Raw genomic sequence first — 18970 nt, forward strand, 5'->3', positions numbered from 1 at the left:
CTATTTCATCAACCACTTATATAAGTCAATACCGAAATTATCCGCGCACCCGGGCGCGCCGCGCCGGCCCCGCCTACCCGACGGTGACCGCGATCGTCCGCTCGGACACCGGCTCCCGCAGGCGCGTGGTGTCGACGCGGAGCACTTCGAGGCTGTCCTGCAGACCGTTTGCCAGGAGCTTGGGCTTGAGCTGGAACGGGGCTTCGGACCGGCGATGCCGGCCAGGCCGAAGTCGCTGTCGTTGGCGATGAACAACGTCTTGCCGTTGTCCGCGACCGCGAGTCCCTCGACCTTGTCGTGGCCGAAGAACCGGCCCGCAGGGTTGAGCTTGTCGACGAGACCGCTCAGCTCCAGCGCGACGGACTTGCGGACGGGGGTGATCCCCGCGCCCTTGAGCGCGGCCTCGGCCTCCGCGGTGCTGCTGACGCCCACGATCGTCTCGGGATTCTGCTCGCCGAGCGGGGTGGCACCGTCGAGGTTGATGCGGTAGACGGTCTTGTTGGCCTTCGGCGCGGCCTTGCCGTCACGCTCGTCGACGAGGAACTCGGTGTTCGAGATGGCGGTGATCTCGGAGACCGCCTTCTTGGTGTCCTTCGGGTTGTCGAGCAGGTAGGCGAACTGCTGCACGGCCTTCGTCTTGAGGTCGACGGTGACGATGCGCGTGACGGGCACCTCCTTCGCGTTCCCGCCGAGGCCCGGAACGTTCAAGGCGGACTGCATGATCCCCACCAGCCGCGTACCGTCGGGCGTCACGGTGAGGCCCTCCATGCCCTGGTTGGGCGTGCGGTTGCGAAGCACCTCCGGCAGTCCCTTGCCGGGCACGAGCCGCTCCAGTTCCTGGCCGTTGGCGTCGAAGTGAACCAGGAACGGGCCGTACTCGTCCGAGACCCAGAACGATCCGTCCGCCAGCGCCACGAGTCCCTCGGAGTCGATGCCGTGATCGGTCGGCCGGATGTCACGGCCGTCGAGATCGAGCATCGTCTCGCCCGTGGGGGCGGCAGTGTCGGTGAGACCGTTGAGCGGCCGCCCGTCGCGGCCCTTGAGCGTGATGACGCTGGTCAGCTTCGCCGCACCGTCCTCGAGCACGAACCTGCCGATCTGCGGCGTGAAGTCGGGGGTGGCCGCGATCTTCTGATCCTTCGCGGGGCCGTCCACGTTGGGGCCGCGGTCCGTCAGGCCGTAGAACTCACCCGGCGCGCCCGGAACCGGAGTCCACGCGGAGCCGTAGCCGCTGCCGTCGATCGAGGCGCCGCCCACGGTCGCGAGCGGCGGGATGTCGGAGGAGTAGAGCCGCACGGCCGGTGAGACGACGGCCTTGAGCTCGACCGATCCCGTGAAGCCTGGGTTGGGCTTGAACAACAGGGCGCCGCCCCTCGCCGCTTCGACGGTGCCCTTGTCCGTCGGCTTCACGTCCACCACGGCGCCGCCCTGGGCCAGGCCCGCCAGCTCGCTCGCGGTGATGGTGAGCGGCGCGTTGACCCCCGTCTTGAGGTCGAGCCGGGCGGGCGCTGCGGCGTCGTCCGACGAGCAGGCGACGAGCGAGCCTCCCGCGAGGACGGCGACGAGACTGGCGGCGAGGACGGGGCGGGGTGAGCGCATGGTCCTGTGCTTACCAGAACCGCGTGAACGCCGCTCGCGCCGCCGGCCTCGCGGCCGGCTACTCGATGCGGTTGCCGTCGGCGTCCCAGTGCTCGGCGACCTTCTTGCTGGGCTGCACGCGCGGGGTTCGCCGGGCATCTTGGGGTAATCGGGCGGGTAGTTCAGCTCGACGGGGTGCTCGTCCCATTTCTCGAGTAGGGGCGTCAGGTCGTGCGCCACGGCGTCCATATCGGCCCACGGGTCGCCGTCGGTGAGCCGATCGGGCACGGTGAACAGGTTGAGCTCGTGCGGGTCGTTGAGCTCCACGAGCTGATCCCAGGTGAGCGGCGTGGAGACGGTGGCGCCCTGCACGGCACGCAGCGACCACGCGGAGGCCATGGTGCGGTCGCGACTGTTCTGGTTGTAGTCCACGAAGATCCGCTCCCCGCTCCTCCTTCCACCACGCGGTGGTGACTCCGCTGTCGCGCCTCTCCAGTTCGCGGCCGAAGGCGATCGCGGCGTGCCGCACTTCCACGAAGTCCCACCGCGGCGCGATCCGGACGAACACGTGGACGCCGCGGTTGCCGGAGGTCTTACAGTAGGCGCGCAGCCCCAGCTCCTCGGCCAACTCCCGGGCGACGCCGGCGACGCGCACCACGTCGCGGAAGTCGGTGCCGGGCTGCGGGTCGAGGTCGATCCGCAGCTCGTCGGGACGGTCCACGTCGCCGCGACGCACCGGCCACGGGTGGAACGTGATCGTGCCCATCTGGGCGCACCACACCGCGATCGCCGGCTCGGTCGGACACAGCTCGTCCGCGGTGCGCCCCGACGGGAAGGTGATCGTCACCGTCTCGGCGTACGGCGGTGCGCCGCGCATCATCCGCTTCTGGTAGAAGCCGTCCGCGTCGTTGTCCTTGGGCCCCACGGCGAGCCGCCCGCCGAGATGCACGCCGCCGGGCCACCGCTCGAGGGCGGTCGGGCGGTCGCCGATCGCGGCCAGCAGGGCCCACTCACGGCGGCGAAGTACTGCGCCACCTGCAACTTGGTGACCTCGGCGGTGAGGTCGGTCGCCGGGTAGATGATCCGGTCGGGACTCGAGACCCGGACGGGGCGGTCACCGTCGGGCCCCGGAACGACGACCTCGGCTGCCGGAGTATTCGCCATCTACCGGCCCTCCTGCAGCACATCGTCCAGGTCGTAGTTGACGGGCACCTCGAGCTGGTCGTAGCCGCAGCTCTCAGGCGTGCGGTCGGGGCGCCATCGCTTGAACTTGGCGGTGTGCCGCAGCCGCATCCCCTCCATCTGGTCGTAGTCGAACTCGACGACCAGCTCGGGACGCACCGGCACCCACTCCCCCGTCTTCTCCGGCGTGGCCCAGCGGTTCGGTTCCCCCTGCACGGAATCCGCGGTGCGCATGGGCTCGAGCAGCTGCAGGTACTCCTCACGCTTGGCGGCGGTGAACGCGCCGATGCCGCCGATGGGCCACAGTTCCCCGTCCGCCTGGTACAGCCCGAGCAGCATCGAGCCGACGGCGTTCGGCTGCGACTTGTGCGGGCGGTACCCGATGACCACGGCCTCGGCCGTGCGGGCGTGCTTGACCTTGATCATCTCGCGCTTGCCGGGCAGGTAGTGACCGTCGATCCGCTTGGAGATCACCCCGTCCAGACCTGCGCCCTCGAACCGCTCGAACCAGTCCTGCGCCGCGTCGGCATCGGTGGTGACGCGGCTGATCCTGCACGTCCCGGTACCGGCGTAGGCCGCCTCCAGCACCTCACGCCGGGCGCTGAAAGGCTTGCCGGTGAGGTCCACGTCGGCCGTGGCGATCGCATCGAACCCGATGAAGATCGCGGGAGTCTCCTCCGCAAGACGGTTGATCCGGGACTCGGCGGGATGGATCCGCGCCGACAGCGACTCCCAGTCCAGGCGCTTGCGGCCCTCGCGATGCACGGCGACGGCGATCTCCCCGTCGAGCACGCACCGCTCGGGCAGCTCCGCGCGCGCAGCCGCGACCACCTCCGGGAAGTACCGGCCCAGGTCCTTGCCGCTGCGGGAGCCGATGAAGACCTCCTCGCCGTCGCGGAAGATCAGGGCACGGAAGCCGTCCCACTTGGGTTCGTGGGAGTAGCCCTCGCCGGGCACCACCTTCGCGGCCTTGGCGAGCATCGGGTCGAGCGGCGGGTTCACGGGGAGGTCCACGCCTGGAATCCTAGGCGTGCGCACCGACGAAAACGCCGTAAGCGGGGCCCCGCCTCGCGGGACCCCGCTCCGGGATCGTTCAGCCCATCGTCTTCTGGCCGTCGATGGCCTCGCGGACGATATCGGCGTGGCCGCTGTGCTGTGCGGTCTCGCCGGCGATGTGCAGGAACACGCGGCGCACGGTCCAGAAGACGCCCGGCGGCTGCCACGGTGCCTCGGGCAGCTCGTACGCGGCGTCGAGATCGAGGGTGCGCACCAGCTCCGCGGTATCGGCCGCGACCTCCTCGTAGTCGGCGAGGGCGCCCTCGAGCGTCTCCCCGTCCGTCAACCTGAAGGTGTTCGCGAATTCCTCCGCCTGCTCCGGCGTGATGTTCTCGAAATCGATGTCCATCATGACGTGGCCCTCCCCGCGCGCGAACCGCTGCCAGCCCTTCTCCACCTCGGTGACGTGCTTGATGAGGCCGCCGACCGTCAGCTCACTGACGGTGCTGCGGGTGTTCGCCTGCTCGTCGGTCAGGCCCTGCGCGGTGAAGCGCAGGAAGTGACGCTTCTCGGCGAGGTAGCTCAGAATGTCGGCGCGTTCTCCGGTGATGCTCTGTGTCTCGGTCATGAACTCACGGTATAAGCCATTGATGCCAGTTTCTGTCCTTAATGAGATCTACTGTGGAAATCATGGCGAATACGAGCTCACGGACACTGCGCCTGCTGTCCCTGCTGCAGACGCACCGCTACTGGCCGGGCCCCGAGCTGGCGGACCGGCTCGACGTGTCGGTGCGCACCCTGCGGCGCGACATCGAGCGCCTGCGCGACCTCGGCTACCCCGTCTCCGCGACGCGCGGCGTGGACGGCGGCTATCAGCTGGCCGCCGGCGCCGCGCTGCCGCCGCTGGTCCTCGACGACGAGGAGGCCGTGGCGATCGCCGTCGGGCTGCAGACCGCAGCGCAGGGCGGGATCGCGGGCATCGCCGAGACCTCGGTGCGCGCGTTGGGCAAGGTCGCCGCCGTCATGCCGCCCCGGCTGCGCAAGCGCGTCGAGGCCCTGGGCGCCGTGACTCAGCCCGCCGCGCTCACCGGCGGGCCCGCCGTCGACCCGCGGATCCTCACCGGCCTCGCCGAGGCCTGCCGCGCCGAGGAGCGGATCGAATTCGGCTACACCGCCGCCGACGGTGCGGTGACCGAACGCCTCGCCGAGCCGCTCCGCCTCGTCCCCCTGGGGCGGCGGTGGTACCTCGTGGCGTACGACCTCCACCGCCACGACTGGCGCAGCTTCCGGCTGGACCGGATCAGCGGACCGTCGCGCACCGGCGTGCGCTTCCGGCCGCGCGAGCTGCCCGCCGACGACGCGGCCGCGTACGTCCGCGCCTCCGTCGGGCACCGCACGCCCACGCACCGGATCGAGTTCCGCGCGGCCGCGCCGATCGAGCACGTGCGTTCGCGCATCGGGCGCTGGGCCCGGCTGGAGGAAGCGCCCGACGGCACCGTCGTGCGGATGGAGGCCGACACGCTGGATTGGCCCGCGATGGCGATCGCCGTGCTCGACGCGGAGGTCACCGTCGTGGAACCGACCGAGCTGACCGCACACCTCGCGCGCTGGGCCGGGAACCTCGCGCAGGTGCACTCGTAAGCTGGGGCGGTGACAGCTGGACGGTACGCCCCGAGCCCGTCGGGCGACCTGCACGTGGGCAACCTGCGTACAGCCCTGCTCGCGTGGCTGTTCGCGCGCTCGACGGGGCGGGAGTTCCTGATGCGCGTCGAGGACCTCGACACCGCGCGCACGGCCGACGGTGCCGAGGCGCGCCAGCTCGCCGACCTCGCGGCGATCGGCCTGGATTGGGACGGCGACGTGGTGCGCCAGTCCTCGCGGACCCGTCTCTACGCCGCGGCGCTCGAGCGGCTCGACGTGTACGAGTGCTACTGCACGCGCCGGGAGATCCTCGCGGCCCCGTCGGCGCCGCACGCACCGGAGGGCGCGTATCCCGGCACCTGCCGCGACCTCACCGACGCCGAGCGGGAGGTCCGGCGCCGCGAACGGCCGGCGGCGGTGCGGCTACGCGCGAGCGTCGACGAGTTCACGGTGACCGACCTGCTGCACGGCGAATACACCGGCGCGGTCGACGATTTCGTACTCCGACGGGGCGACGGCACGTACGCCTACAACCTCGCCGTCGTGGTCGACGACGCCGCGCAGGGCATCGACCAGGTGGTGCGCGGCGACGACCTGCTCTCCTCCGCACCCCGCCAGGCGTACCTGACGAGCCTGCTCGGCGGCACGCCGCCCACGTACGCGCACGTACCACTCGTCCTGGGCCCCAACGGCGTCCGGCTCGCCAAGCGCGACGGTGCCGTCACCCTCGCCGAGCGCGGCGGACCGTCGGTGGTGCTCCGGGAGCTGGCGGCGAGCCTGGGGCTGCGCGGCACCACCCCACGCGAGATGCTCGCCGGGTTCGATCCCGCCGCGCTGCCGCGCGCACCCTGGCCGCTACCGATCTGAAGCGGGCCGTGCGGTCATTCGCCCCGAACGTCACCGGGACGAACGACCGCGCCTCCGGGCACACGCGCGCCCCGTGCCCGCCCGGCACGCCACCGCGGTGGAGCACCATGTTCCCGGCGGCGATCCCGGACGCGAACTCGCGCCACCATCCCGGTCGCTGTCCACTCGTGCTTCCGGCCGGCCGGGCCCCGCCGAAGGCGTTCCTCAACTTCTGAATCCGCATGTCCTGAACGGTATCCGGGACGCGAGCCCGCCGCCCAGGTCGCCGGTGCCGGAATTCCTCAAGATCCGGCCACGGGCCTGGCGGAGCTGCGCCCCACGTCGCTGCCGCGGAACCGCTCGCGGTACGCCGTCGGCGCGAGGCCGGTCTGGCGCTTGAAGTGGTAGCGCAGCGTCTCCTCGGCATCGAACCCCGCCCGGGCGGTGATCGCCGAGACCGAGTCGTCGGTGGTCTCGAGCAGCCGCATCGCGCGGTACACCCGTTGCCGCATCAGCCATTCCAACGGCGCCACGCCGGTGTAGCGGCGGAACCGGCGGTGCAGCGTGCGGCGGGAGACGCCCGCCCGCCGCGCCATGTCGTCGAGCCCCGCGACGCCGGCGATGCCGTGCACCAGCCCCTGGAGGAAGTCGGCGAACCTCTTGTCCATGTCCGGGCGCAGGGTATCGATGTTGACGAACTGCGACTGGTCGCCGTCGCGGTGCGGCGCCACCACCAGTCGGCGGGCCACCTCGTTCGCGGTCCACGCACCGTGGTCGTCGCGGATCAGCTGCAGGCACAGGTCCAGGCCGGCGGCCGAGCCGGCACCGGTGAGCACGGGCCCGTCCTGGATGTACAGCTCCGAGGGCGTCACGTGCACCGCCGGGAAGCGGTACTGCAGCAGCCCCGCGTGTCGCCAGTGGGTCGTTGCGCGCCGGCCGTCGAGCAGGCCCGCCGCGGCGAGCGCGAACGCGCCCGTACAGATCGACACGATGCGGGCGCCGCGCTCCGCCGCCGCGCGCAGCGGCTCGTGCCACTCGGGGTTCGAATCGCACCGCGGATCCGTCACCGCGGTGACGATCACGGTGTCCGCCGCGGCGATCTGGTCCAATCCGTACGCGGGGTGCAGGACCGCGCCGCCGAGCGTGCGGACACCGTCGACGGGCCCGCAGCCGCGCACGTCGTACCCGAGAGACGGCAGGTCGTTCCACACGAAGCCCAGCGCTTCGAGGACCGTGCCGTACTCGAGCATCGTCATCCCGTCACAGACGGGCAACGCGACGACGTGGGCCATGTCCGAATCGTACGGCCGGACCCGGCCGACCGCACTAATCCGACTTGGCGAGGTGATGCTGGGTGCCGCGGTAGTAGCGGCCCAGGAACTCCTCCTTGAACTCCCAGTAGGTGCCGTCGAGCATCGACCGCCTGATCCTGGCGACCAGCGACACGATGAACTGCTCGTTGTGGATGGTCGCCAGCGTGGCCGCCAGCCCCTCCTTGGCCTTGAACAGGTGATGAATGTACGCGCGGGTGTACTGCGACGTGTAGTTCTCCGTCTCGGGGTCCAGCGGCCGGAAGTCGGTCTTGAACCGCGAGTTGGTCACGTTGTAGCGGCCGTCCAGGGAGTAGATCGCCCCGTTGCGCGCCACCCGCGACGGCGAGACGCAGTCGAAGGTGTCGATGCCCTGCTCCACGGCGGCGAAGATGTCGTCCGGCTCGGAGATCCCCAGCAGGTGCTTGGGCTTGTCCTCCTCCAGTTCCTGGTTCACCCACCGCACGATGGTCGAGAGGTTCGCCTTCTCCAGCGCGCCGCCGATGCCGTAGCCGCCGAAGCCGAGCCCGCCGGACATCCGGTCCTCCTCGCTCAGCGCCCGCAGGTCGCGGGCGGCCTTGCGCCGCAGGTCCTCGTACTGCGCGCCCTGCACCACGCCCCACAGCGAGATCGCGTCGCGCCGCTGCGCCGTGAGCCAGTTGTGCTCGGACAGGCAGCGCCGCGCCCACAGCCGGGTGCGCTCCAGCGAGGTGACCTGGTAGTCGCGGGTGTTGTGCAGGGTGGTCAGCTCGTCGAAGGCGAAGATCACGTCGGCGCCCAGCTGGTGCTGGATCTGCATCGACCGCTCCGGCGTGAACCGGTGCTCCGTGCCGTCGAGGTGACTGAGGAAGGTCACGCCGTCGTCGTCCACGCGGGACAGACGATCCTTGCCCTCGGCGATCGCGTCGTCGCCCAGCGGCTGCTCGCCGCCGCCCTCGCCGGTCATGTCGATGACCTTCTTGAACCCCGAGCCCAGCGACATCACCTGGAAGCCACCGGAATCGGTGAACGTGGGGCCGTCCCAGTTCATGAACGCGCCCAGGCCGCCGGCCTGCTCCACGATCTCCGGGCCGGGCTGCAGGTACAGGTGGTAGGCGTTGGCGAGCACGGCCTGCGCGCCGAGGTCGGCGACGGCACCGGGGAGCACCGTCTTCACGGTGGCCTTCGTGCCGACGGGGATGAACGCGGGCGTCAGGATCTCGCCGTGCGGCGTGAGCAGCCGGCCGGCGCGGCCCAGCGGACCGTCGGGCCCGTCGAGGCGACCGTCGATCTCGAACCGCGTCGGGTCCTGCACGTGCTCGCTCTGCAGCCGCGTTCGGCCGGCCATCGAGCGGTAGTCCGAACGGAGCGCCGAGAGTTCGGCCGCGATCGCGCGGTTCTGCTCGCGCAGCTCGGCGATCTCGTCGCGCTGCGCGGGCCGCGCCTGCTCGCGGATCGGCCCCGTCGTCGTCTGCGCCGGCGTCGGGACGCCCGGCTTGGCCACGGGGTACTCGCCGGTGTCCGGCGCCGTCGCCGCCTCCGGCTCCGGGGCGTCGACGGTGCCCTTCCCCAGCGGCACCAGGGCACGGGCCCCGTCGGCGCCTCGGCCGGGCGGTCGACGCCGTTGACCGCGCCGTTCGCGCCGTTGACGTGCACGCGGGCGGCGCCGCGGGGTGCACGTCCGTGGGGCCAGCGGCGACGAGCTGTTCCGTGGGGACGGGGATCTCGGTGGTCGCCGGCGCGGGGAAGGCGACGGTGTCGGCCGTCGCGTCGCCACCGCGGCCCAGCTGATGCACAAGGGCCTCGCCCTCGATGTCGACGTTCGGGAGGATCTTGTCGAGCCACTTCGGCAGCCACCAGGCCCACTTGCCGAGCAGCATCATGATCGACGGGATCACGACCATGCGGACGACGAACGCGTCGAACAGCACCGCCGCGGCGAGGCCGAAGCCGATCTCCTTGATGAACACCTGCTCGTTGAGCATGAACGAGGCGAACACCGAGATCATGATGATCGCGGCCGCGGTCACCACGCGGGCGCCGTACTGCACGCCGGTGACCACCGACTGCGTGGCATCGCCGGTGTGCACGAACTCCTCGCGCATCCGGGACACCAGGAACACCTGGTAGTCCATCGCCAGGCCGAACACGATGCCGATCATGAAGATCGGCAGGAACGAGACCAGGGGCTGCGTGTTGTCGATGAGCCCGAGGGCACCGTCGGTGAAGATCGCGGAGGTCACGCCGAACGTCGCGACCACCGACAGGAGGAACCCGAGGGCCGCGGTGAGCGGCACGAGGATCGAGCGGAACGCGATCAGCAACAGGAGGAACGCCAGCCCGACGACGATGGCCAGGTACTTCGGCAGCGCGTTGTTGTTCAGCTCGTCGGAGATGTCCATCTCGATGGCGGTGTTGCCAGCCACGCCGAGGTCGACGCCCAGCGCGCGGAGCGTCCCGGAGTCCCCGTTGGGAAGGGCGCGAAGCTTCTCGACCAGGTCCTTGGTGTCCTGGTCGTTCGGCCCGGCCTTCGGTGTGACAATGACCTGCGCAGCACGGTTGTCCGGTGCGAGGCCGGCGATCTGCGCGTTCGCGACGAGGCCGGACATGGTCGGGTCGCTGTTGATCTTCTCGACGATCTGCCCGTACGCCTTGAGCCGCTGATCGGGGTTCGCCCGCGTGCCGTCGAGCGCCACCAGCAGGGTGCCGTTCGTACCCTTGCCCCAGCCGTCGGCGATCAGGTCGTAGGCCTGGCGCTCCGACGTGCTCTTCTCGCTCATCCCGGAGCCGGGAAGCGCGGTCTGCATGTCCTTCATCGGGATCGCGAGGATGCCGAGCACCGCGACCCCCGCGATGAGGGTGACCACGGGGACCTTGCGGATCACGTGCGCCCAGCGCAGGCCGTTGGCGACGCGGCCCTCGCCCTGGTCCGTGTCCTGCGGATGCAGGCCCTTGACCCGGCCGGCGAAGACCTTGGAGCCGAACAGGCCCAGCACGGCCGGGAGCAGCGTCAGCGCCACGATGACGGCGATCGCGACGCCCCACGCGGCGGCGACGCCCATCTGGCCGAGGAAGTCCATGCCGATGAAGGCGAGCGCGGCGAGGGCGATGATCACCGTGAGCCCGGCGAAGATCACCGCGGTGCCGGCCGTGCCGACGGCGATGCCCGCGGCCTCCGCCCGCTGTTCCTTCGTGGTGGCGCCGAGGCGCCGGAGTTCGTGCCGGTACCGCGACACGATGAACAGCGCGTAGTCGATCGTGACGGCCAGGCCGATCATCGAGGTCAGCACCGTCGGGAAGGTGCCGAGTTCGATGAAGTGGGTCGCGATCATGACGCCGGCGAGCGCGACCGGCACCGCGATGATCGCGTTGAGCAGCGGCAGCCCCCACGCCACGAGCGAGGCGAACGTGATGATCAGGACGACCGCGGCGACGGCCATGCCGATCAGCTCGCTGGTCATGCCCATGTCCTCGGCGCCGCGCGCCGCGGAACCGTCGGCCTCCACCTGCAGGGTGCCGCTCGACGAGGCCTCGCCCGCCTCGCGGGCCTTCTTGATGTCCTCCGCGAGACTGTCCGGCAGGTCCGTGACCTTCTTGGTGAAGTCGACGGTGATCTTCGCCGTCTTGCCGTCCGGGCTCACCGCGGACGTGACCTTGGCGTCGGCGTCCTTCTGCGCCTGCGTGGACTTGGTGGACGCGATCTCCTTGCCCTGCGCTGCGACGGCCTCCATGCGGGCCTTCTGCTCCGCGGTCAGGGTGTTCGGGTCGAGCTCGCCCGTCGGGTTGTGCAGCAGTTCCGGGTCCTTGACGATCGACTCGTCGCCGTCCTTGAGCCCCTTGAGGTCGGCGATGGTGCGATCGATGCCCGCGGAGTTCAGCGGATCCGTCAGCGTGCCCTGCTTCGCATGGAAGACGATCGTCGCCGACGCGGTGGTGAACGGGTCCGAGCTCTCGCCGCCGAATTGCTCGGAGATGATGTTCGTCGCCTTCTCGGACGGCATACCGGGGAGCGAGAAGTTGTCGACGGTGGGCTTGCTGAGGAAGGCCGCGCCCGCGCCCATCCCGACGAGCAGCAGCAGCCACACGGCGATGACTTTGAAGCGGTTGAGATAGGCGAACTTGCCCAACCGATACAGGAACAGTGCCATGGAGTACTCCGAGTCGTCGGGGCGCGACGGGCTGCGCGGATGCGGTTCGGTGTCGAGTGTACCGATGGTTTCGGTGTGCAATAAAGTCGCTGACCGGCAGTTTTGTGAGTTCGATCACCGGCCCGGCCGGTAGGATCGGGTTCGTGATCGCATTCCAGCACGTCGCAACGTCCGTCACAACCGTCGCAGCCGCCACAGCGTGCGGGCTGCTCCTCACCGCCTGCGGCGGTGGTTCCCCCACCGAAACCGGCGCGCCGGCGGCATCGTCGGGCACCACGACCGCCGCGAAGGCCGAGAACCGGGCCGAGATGTGCGGGCAGACCCGTGGGCCCGACGGGGCCCTGTACGTCCACACCCTCGGAGAGACCGAAGTGGACTGCGCCGAGGCGATGAAGATCGCCGAGGCGTTCGGGCCCAAGATCGCCATGGCGCAGCCCGTCACCGTCGAGGGCTGGGACTGCACCTTCCCGAAGTCACCGGGCATGCTGGCGCGCTGCGACAGCGGCGACAAGGCCATCGGCTTCTTCCTGACGCACTGATTACCCCGCGCCGGTGAGTCCGGATCACCCTCGCGGGTGATCCGGCCCGCCGCGCCGCACACCTAGCGTTCACCGGCATGAAGAAGCTGCTGGTGGGTGCGCTCGTCGTCCTGGTGTTCCTCGCATATTCGCTGCCGCCGTACCTGACGGGCGGCAGCCGGGTCCCGCTCGACGGCCAGCCGTCCTGGTACTACGCGCTGCTGGTCGGGCACATCATGCTCGGGGCGGTCGCCATGGCGGCGGGCCTGGTCCAATTGGGCCGCCGGTGGCTGTCGCGCTACCACCGCGTCGCCGGCCGCATCTACGTCGCCTGCGCGGTGCCGATCGGGCTCGCGACGATCGCCATCGGGACCGTCACGCCGTTCGGGCCGGTGAACGCCGCCTCGAACGTGACACTGGGCTCGCTGCTGCTGCTGTTCACCACGCTCGGCGTCCGCGCGATCCTGCGCCGCGACGTGACCGCGCACCGCCGCTGGATGCTGCGCAGCGCCGCGCTCATGTACTCCGTGATCATCAACCGGATCCTGGCGCCGGTGCTGTTCATCTCGCTCGACGCCGCGGGCGTACCGGCGGCGACGATGGACGCGTGGGGCCCGGGCATCGTCGCCTGGTCCAGCTGGCTGATCGCGCTCGGCTGCTGCGAGTGGTACCTGCGGGGGCAGGCGCGCCGGGTGCGCGCACAAACGTCGTCCCCAGCGGCGCGGCGTTCGCGCGACCTGGGAGCTTCCGGCGCGGGCGCCGCTCAGGCCGACGTGTGAGCGGGTAGGGCGCCGAGCCCCGGAATGAACCGAGCCGGGACGTCGTGATCGACATCCCGGCTCGAACCGTGGCGGTGGCGGAGGGATTTGAACCCTCGGTACGGGGTTACCGCACACAGCATTTCGAGTGCTGCACCTTCGGCCGCTCGGACACGCCACCGTCGCGAAACTTTACCGGAAGACGACGCAGGCGTTAAATCGGCAGGTCAGATGCGGTGCGGGGCGAAGAAGTCGTGCAGCAGGGCTGCGCACTCGGCCTCCCGGACGCCGGCGCGAACCGTCACCCGGTGCGTGACCCGCGGGTCGCGCACGACGTCCCACACCGACCCCACGGCGCCCGTCTTCGGCTCGTAGGCGCCGAACACCAGGTGCGCGATCCGGGCCGAGACCAACGCGCCCGCGCACATCGCGCACGGCTCCAGCGTGACGGCCAGGGTGCAGCCGCCGAGGCGCCAGCCGTCGCCGAACCGGGTCGCGGCCTCGCGGATCGCGAGGATCTCGGCGTGCGCGGTCGGGTCGCCCAGCTGTTCCCGACGGTTCCCGGCGAGCGCGAGCACGGCACCGTCGGGACCGATCACCGCAGCGCCGACGGGCACGTCGTCCGGGCCGGCGAGGGCCGCGGCCTCGAGGGCGAAGCCCATAGCCGCGCGTTCGGCATCGAGGTGCATCAGCCCAGCGAGTCGAGGATCGCGCCCAGCTCGGAATCGAACTGCAGCCGCTCCGCGATCACCTGCAGTTGCTCGTCGGGGTACAGGTCCGGATCGGCCAGCAGCACGCCGAGCTCCTGCTCGCCGAGGCCGAGGTCGCCGAGGATACCGAGGTCGCCCTCGGGCCACGGGTCGGTCTCCTCGATCTCCTCGGGGTCGATGTCGGGGACGTCCACGTTGAGGCGGTCGAGGGCCTGCTCGGCGAGCTCGTCGAACACGGCGGCGGTGGCGTCGGACAGCAGCAGCCGCGTGCCGGACGGGCCGGGGCGCACGATGACGAAGTACTCGTCGTCCACGTTGAGCAGCCCGAACACCGCGCCGGCGGCGCGCAGGGCCTTGAGCTCCTGCTCCGCCTTCGCGACGCTCCCGAGGGCGCCGGGGTCCAGCAGGTGCACGGTCCAGGAGGTGTCCTCCCGGATGACCGCGACGGCGTAGCCGTCGGTGTCGTCGTAGCGCTCGGGGGACGTCTGTGCGGCCATGGGAGAAACCGTAACCGCAATCGCGTGTTCGCGACACGTCTACTGCGGCATCGCCACCCGGTTGTGGAACGCTGTCAGCGTGTCCGTGCAGCGTGCCCCCCATTCCGACGTCCCCGTGTGTGTCCTCGGCCTCGGCCTGATCGGCGGTTCGATCCTGCGGGCGCTCGGCCGTGCCGGCCGCCCGGCCTACGGCTGGAACCGCTCGGCCGCCGCGGCCGACGACGCCTCCGCCGCGGGCTTCGACGCCTCCGCGGACCTCGGCGCCACGCTGCGCCGGGCGGACGCGGGCGGGCACGTGATCGTCGTGGCCGTCCCGGTCCCCGCGCTCGACGGCGTGCTGGCGGCCGTCGCCGAGCACGCCCCGAACGCCTGGCTGACGGACGCCGTGAGCGTCAAGGGCGACGTCGCGCGGCGCGTCGCCGCAGCCGGCCTGACGGGGCGGTACGCGGGCGGGCACCCGATGGCGGGAACCGCCTTCTCGGGGTGGGAAGCCACCGACGCCGCGCTGTTCGACGGTGCCACCTGGGTCGTCACGGCCGACGACGACACCCCCGCCGAGGCGTGGCGGCTCGCCGCCTCGGTCGGGCTGGACTGCGGCGCGGTGATCGTTCCCGCCGGCGCGGCCGAGCACGACGCGGCAGTCGCGCGGATCTCGCACTCGGTGCACGTGGTGGCCGAGGCCGTGGCGGTCACGGCCGAGCTGGACCCCGCGGCGGAGCGGCTCGCCCGATCCCTCGCAGCGAGCAGCTTCCGGGACGTCACCCGCGTCGCGGGGACGGCACCGTCGCTGGTGAACGCGATGTGCGAGGCGAACGCGGCGGCGTTGCTCGACGCGCTGGACGACACCATCGCCGAGCTGGTCGCCGCGCGCGCGGAACTGGCCGAGCACGGCACCGTCGGGCGGATCACCGAGCAGGGCCACGCGGCCCGCACCAGGTACGACAACGCCCGCCGCACCCCGTTCATCCCCGTGCTGGACGGAGCGGGATGGCAGCGGGCGCTGCGCGAGGCGGGTCACGCCGGGGGCGTGGTCGCCGCGCTGGGCTGATCGGTCGGGTTCAGCCGACGCGCGTCGAGAGGCCCGGGTAGTCGATGACGAAGCCGTCGGCGTCGACGGAGACCTTCGAGCTGGAGACCGGCGAGATCACCGTGATGCCGTCGGACGCCGCGCCGTAATTGATCACCGTCTCCTTGACCGACAGGCTCGGCAGGTCGACGTACACGACCGGGACGTCGACGTCCTCCGAGTGGCTCTGCAGGTCGAACCGGCGGATGGTGAGCGCGTTGAAGAACGCCGACTTCAGCACGTCCACGCTCAGTGCGCCCGAGAAGAAGCCCCGCTCGGAGCCCTGCGCGCCCTGCACGAGCCAGTGGTTCTCGCCGTCCCGGGCGATGGTCACCTGCGACTCGCCGGCCGCGGTGAGGGCGTGCACCGAGAGGCGCCTGGTGACGCCCTCATCGTCGGTCATCAGGTCGTACGAGGCGTTGAAGGCCGGCTCCTCGGCCGACGGCGCCGCGATGATGCGGCCGTAAGCCCGGATCCGGTCACCCGTGACCTGTACCCGCACCGACTCGAGGAGGTTCCCGTCCTCCGAACGCCAGGTGAGGATGCGAGGCCAACTACCACCGGTGATCACGGTCGCCGCGGAATCTGCTGCAGGGTTACTCACACACCCACGGTAAACCCCGCGACTTCCGCGCTCGCGACCACACCGGGTTACAGCGCCGCGACCGCCTCGAGCTCGACCACCTGATCGTCGTAGCGCAATCGGGAGACTCCCACCAGCGACAGCGGCGGCAGGTCGACGAAGATCTCGGCCAGCGTGTCGGCCGCCACCTGCAGATCGACCTGGAGGTGCTCGGCGACGAACACGGTGAGCCGAGCGACGTCGGACAGCTGCGCGCCGCGCTCGCCCAGGATCACCCGCAAGTTCGCGACCGCCGCCCGGACCTGCCCCGGACGTCGCCCGGCGCCTCGGTGGTGCCGCCCGCGTCGAGCGGCGCGACGCCCGCGACGTGCAGCGTGCTCCCCGTGGAGACCGTGGCGCTGTAAGCGTGCGCCACCGCCGTGGTCAGCTGGTCCGACCCGTTGAGCTGCACGCGTCCCATGATCAGGCCGCGTTCTTCTGGACGGCCGCGCCGACGCGGGAAGCGCTGCCACGACGTTCTCCTTGGCCTTGCCGCGCAGGCCCTGGTACGCCTTGCGCAGCGTCGGCTGGCTGGTCGACTCGGCGCGACGATCGGTCACCGCCAGCAGCGCGTCACCGACCGCGTCGCCGCGGGCCGCGAGGAACTGGCCGAAGTCGCCGGGGCCCTGGGCCGAGAACTCGGTCCAGAACGGGTCGAGCGCGGCGGCGAAGTCCGGCAGCAGCTTGGTCAGCGCCGACTCGATGACCGACGGCGAGACCTTCTTCACGGCCGCGTACGCGCCCTTGATGACGGTGCCCGAGACGCCGCTCTTGTCCTTGACCTCGGCTTCCACCACCGACGCGAAGTCGGCGACGACGGCCGGCTGGCGCGCGGGATCGAGGAGCGTGGTGGTCAGCGACATGGGGAAACCTCCGAGGGGATTCGATTGCTCGTAACGAGTGCGGGTCGAGCTTATCCGGCGCCCCGGTCGTGTTCGGGGTGCTGAATTCAGCGTGATCCGGTGCCGCCGACTATGCAACTGTTCTGCATCAGATCCGCAACAACAGCGGACGCGGTTTGTGAGATTGGTCACCCGTGCTCTAGGTTGACGGTTGAAGGAAAGGGTTGCAATGGTGACCAGCCGATCCGGTAGAGCGAACGCACGACTGTCCGGCGTCCGCTTTCCCCTGTGGGATCGCCGCGCTCCTCTGCCCGCCCCGGCGGGCGGCACGCACCACCCCCGCGTCGACCACGCCCTCCCCCTCGGCGATCCCACCGGCGGCGCCGACGCGCTCGCCTGGCGCGAGGCCGTCGACGGCCGGCTCACCTACCCGCGGGTCCACATCGACCGCAACGTCGACATCCGCATGTCCGACGGGGTGGTCCTGCGCGCCACCGTCGTGCGGCCCGCCGAGCTCGACGGGGTGCCCGTCGAGCGCCCCTACCCCGCGATCCTCAACCTCAACCCGTACAACCGGATGGTCGTCGACGCCATCGACGAGACCACGCACGCCGCCTTCGTCGGGCCGGCGCTGACGAACGCCTCGAAGGCGCTCACGGGCGGCACCGTCGACTTCTCGGGCGGCCTGCTGCAGGGCTTCGGCATCAACCGCCGGCTGGTGCGCAGCGGCTACGTCCAGGTGATCGTGGACGTCCGCGGCACCGGCACCTCGCACGGCGTCTGGCAGATCCTCGGGCCGCGCGAGCAACAGGATTCGGTCGAAGTGCTGGCCTGGGCACGCGAGCAGCCCTGGTGCGACGGCAATCTCGGCATGGGCGGCTGGTCGTACTCGGCGATCAACTCGCTGCAGGCCGCGGGGCACGCGCCGGAGGGCCTCGGCGCGGTGTTCGCGATCGAGGGCAGCGAGGACATCGTCCGCGACATCTACATCACCGGCGGCCTGCCCTCGGTGTTCATCCCGCTGTGGCTCGGCGCCGTGAACGCCCTCAAGTGGCTCTACAACCCGCGCACCCTGCTGCGCGACACGGTGAACGGCAACGTCTTCCGGTGGCTGCACAGCCGGATCTCCTCGCCGGCCACCGAGATCTCCTCGGTCGTGTCCGGCGTCCTCACCGGCCGCGACCCGCGGGTGAACGACAACCCGTACTTCACCGAGCGCAATCCGAAGATCGAGTCGATCACCGCGCCCACGTTCCTGTTCGGCGGCTGGCACGACCTGTTCGGCCGCAGCACGCCCCGGATGTTCTCGCACTTGAACCTGCCCGCCGGACAGAAGCAGATGGTGGTCACCGACGGCTTCCACTTCGACATGGGCGCCGGCTTCGGCGGCACGCAGGCGCCGCCGCGCATCGACGTCCTCGAGCGGGCCTGGTACGACCGCTGGCTCAAGGGCATCGAGAACGGCGTCGAACGGTACGGTCCCGTCACCATCAAGCAGCAGGGCGGCGGCTGGTCCGCCGGCGAGTGCTTCCCCCGCCCCGGCGCACGCACGATGCGTCTCTACGCGACCCCGGCACCGTCGGGCACGGCCGCGCACACCAAGTACGACGGTGCCCTGGCTCCTTCCCGGCGCGCCGCCGGGAGTCGGCGTCGACGCGGATCGACCTGCGCGGCCTCGCCTCGCCCGACCTGACGCAGGTGCTGGCCGGCCTGACGAAGTCCGTGCCCGCGCTCGCGCACGCGGGCGTGCAGGAACGCGGGGCGATCTCGTTCACCTCCCCACCCACGGGGGTGCCGGTCCAGCTCAGCGGCGCGATCAACGTGCACCTGGTGACGCGGTGCGAGGGCGACGAGGCCATCTGGACCGTGACCGTCAACGACGTCGCTCCCGACGGCACGTCGACGGTGCTCTCGGGCGGCGCCCTCATGGCGTCGAACCGGGCACTGGACGACACGCGCTGCGCGTACGACGTCGACGGCGAGCTGCTCGGCGCCCATCACCCGCTCACCTGGTCGGCGAAGCAGAAGGTGGTGCCGGGCGAGACGATCGAGCTCGACATCGACGTGGTCGCCACCGACGCGCTGCTCGACGAGGGGCACCGCCTGCGGGTCGACGTGTACGCCGGCAGCGTGCCGCGCTACCTGGTCACCGTGCCGGACCTGCTGAAGACCCGGTTCGGCCGGCAGACGGTGCTGCTGAGCCCGGACCGGCCGACGTACGTGAGCGTGCAGATCGTGGGCGATCCGGGCTGGTGACCCGCCTTCCCGGGTTATCGT

General features: G+C 70.9%; 14 protein-coding genes, 1 tRNA gene and 3 pseudogenes. 6 read left to right on the forward strand and 12 right to left on the reverse strand.

What is annotated here, in order from left to right:
* The 4 genes and pseudogenes from MTP03_RS21215 to MTP03_RS21230 all read right to left on the reverse strand — a co-directional run bounded on the left by MTP03_RS21215 (position 1) and on the right by MTP03_RS21230 (position 4384).
* Complete coding sequence (locus tag MTP03_RS21215) at positions 1-1599, reverse strand: esterase-like activity of phytase family protein (RefSeq protein WP_248489847.1); 1599 nt, start codon at positions 1597-1599, stop codon at positions 1-3.
* Positions 1600-1657: 58 nt separating this feature from the next.
* Positions 1658-2742, reverse strand: a pseudogene (locus tag MTP03_RS21220) (DNA polymerase domain-containing protein).
* Positions 2743-3774 carry an ATP-dependent DNA ligase gene (locus tag MTP03_RS21225; protein ID WP_248489848.1) on the reverse strand — a complete coding sequence of 344 codons (1032 nt, stop codon included), beginning with the start codon at positions 3772-3774 and terminating at the stop codon, positions 2743-2745.
* Positions 3775-3853: 79 nt separating this feature from the next.
* A complete protein-coding gene (locus MTP03_RS21230) occupies positions 3854-4384 on the reverse strand; it encodes a DinB family protein (protein ID WP_248489849.1) in 531 nt (176 codons plus the stop codon).
* Between the two features lie 62 nt (positions 4385-4446).
* Here MTP03_RS21230 and MTP03_RS21235 point away from each other — a divergent pair, with 62 nt between their 5' ends.
* Positions 4447-5397 carry a YafY family protein gene (locus MTP03_RS21235; protein ID WP_248489850.1) on the forward strand — a complete coding sequence of 317 codons (951 nt, stop codon included), beginning with the start codon at positions 4447-4449 and terminating at the stop codon, positions 5395-5397.
* 9 nt (positions 5398-5406) lie between these two features.
* A complete protein-coding gene (gene gluQRS, locus MTP03_RS21240) occupies positions 5407-6264 on the forward strand; it encodes a tRNA glutamyl-Q(34) synthetase GluQRS (protein WP_248489851.1) in 858 nt (285 codons plus the stop codon).
* Between the two features lie 281 nt (positions 6265-6545).
* Here gluQRS and MTP03_RS21245 read toward each other — a convergent pair whose 3' ends face one another.
* The 3 genes and pseudogenes from MTP03_RS21245 to MTP03_RS21255 form a co-directional block, all read right to left on the reverse strand.
* Positions 6546-7535, reverse strand: a complete 990-nt coding sequence (locus MTP03_RS21245; protein ID WP_248489852.1) for a GlxA family transcriptional regulator — start codon at positions 7533-7535, stop codon at positions 6546-6548.
* A 34-nt stretch (positions 7536-7569) separates the two neighbouring features.
* Positions 7570-8880, reverse strand: coding sequence for a tRNA guanosine(34) transglycosylase Tgt (gene tgt / locus MTP03_RS21250; protein WP_371821003.1), 1311 nt, complete (start codon positions 8878-8880; stop codon positions 7570-7572).
* A gap of 559 nt (positions 8881-9439) precedes the next feature.
* Positions 9440-11680: pseudogene (locus MTP03_RS21255) on the reverse strand (MMPL family transporter); the annotation flags it as partial.
* A 143-nt stretch (positions 11681-11823) separates the two neighbouring features.
* Here MTP03_RS21255 and MTP03_RS21260 point away from each other — a divergent pair.
* Together MTP03_RS21260 and MTP03_RS21265 are read left to right on the forward strand one after the other, a co-directional pair.
* Entirely contained in the window at positions 11824-12219 is a 396-nt protein-coding gene (locus tag MTP03_RS21260; protein WP_248489854.1) for a hypothetical protein, read from the forward strand.
* 77 nt (positions 12220-12296) lie between these two features.
* A complete protein-coding gene (locus MTP03_RS21265) occupies positions 12297-12977 on the forward strand; it encodes a DUF2306 domain-containing protein (protein WP_248489855.1) in 681 nt (226 codons plus the stop codon).
* A gap of 69 nt (positions 12978-13046) precedes the next feature.
* On the opposite strand, the gene MTP03_RS21270 is transcribed toward MTP03_RS21265, so the two are convergent.
* From MTP03_RS21270 to MTP03_RS21280, 3 genes are all read right to left on the reverse strand, one after another.
* Positions 13047-13137, reverse strand: a tRNA-Ser gene (locus MTP03_RS21270).
* 46 nt (positions 13138-13183) lie between these two features.
* Complete coding sequence (locus MTP03_RS21275; RefSeq protein ID WP_248489856.1) at positions 13184-13645, reverse strand: nucleoside deaminase; 462 nt, start codon at positions 13643-13645, stop codon at positions 13184-13186.
* A complete protein-coding gene (locus tag MTP03_RS21280; RefSeq protein ID WP_248489857.1) occupies positions 13645-14163 on the reverse strand; it encodes a tRNA adenosine deaminase-associated protein in 519 nt (172 codons plus the stop codon). Before MTP03_RS21280 ends, MTP03_RS21275 begins: the two co-directional genes overlap by 1 nt.
* Before the next feature lie 115 nt (positions 14164-14278).
* Between MTP03_RS21280 and MTP03_RS21285 the strand changes: the two genes are divergently transcribed.
* Positions 14279-15211, forward strand: a complete 933-nt coding sequence (locus MTP03_RS21285; RefSeq protein WP_248489858.1) for a prephenate dehydrogenase — start codon at positions 14279-14281, stop codon at positions 15209-15211.
* A 10-nt stretch (positions 15212-15221) separates the two neighbouring features.
* On the opposite strand, the gene MTP03_RS21290 is transcribed toward MTP03_RS21285, so the two are convergent.
* Both MTP03_RS21290 and MTP03_RS24115 read right to left on the reverse strand, forming a co-directional pair.
* Positions 15222-15833, reverse strand: coding sequence for a putative glycolipid-binding domain-containing protein (locus MTP03_RS21290; RefSeq protein WP_248489859.1), 612 nt, complete (start codon positions 15831-15833; stop codon positions 15222-15224).
* A gap of 47 nt (positions 15834-15880) precedes the next feature.
* On the reverse strand, positions 15881-16714 hold the full coding sequence (locus MTP03_RS24115) for a RidA family protein (protein WP_371820821.1): 834 nt from the start codon (positions 16712-16714) through the stop codon (positions 15881-15883).
* A 208-nt stretch (positions 16715-16922) separates the two neighbouring features.
* Between MTP03_RS24115 and MTP03_RS21305 the strand changes: the two are divergent.
* A pseudogene (locus MTP03_RS21305) lies at positions 16923-18949 on the forward strand (CocE/NonD family hydrolase).
* The last annotated feature ends 21 nt before the right edge of the window (positions 18950-18970 follow it).

It is taken from the genome of Tsukamurella sp. PLM1, from assembly GCF_023168325.1.
Classification (GTDB): domain Bacteria; phylum Actinomycetota; class Actinomycetes; order Mycobacteriales; family Mycobacteriaceae; genus Tsukamurella.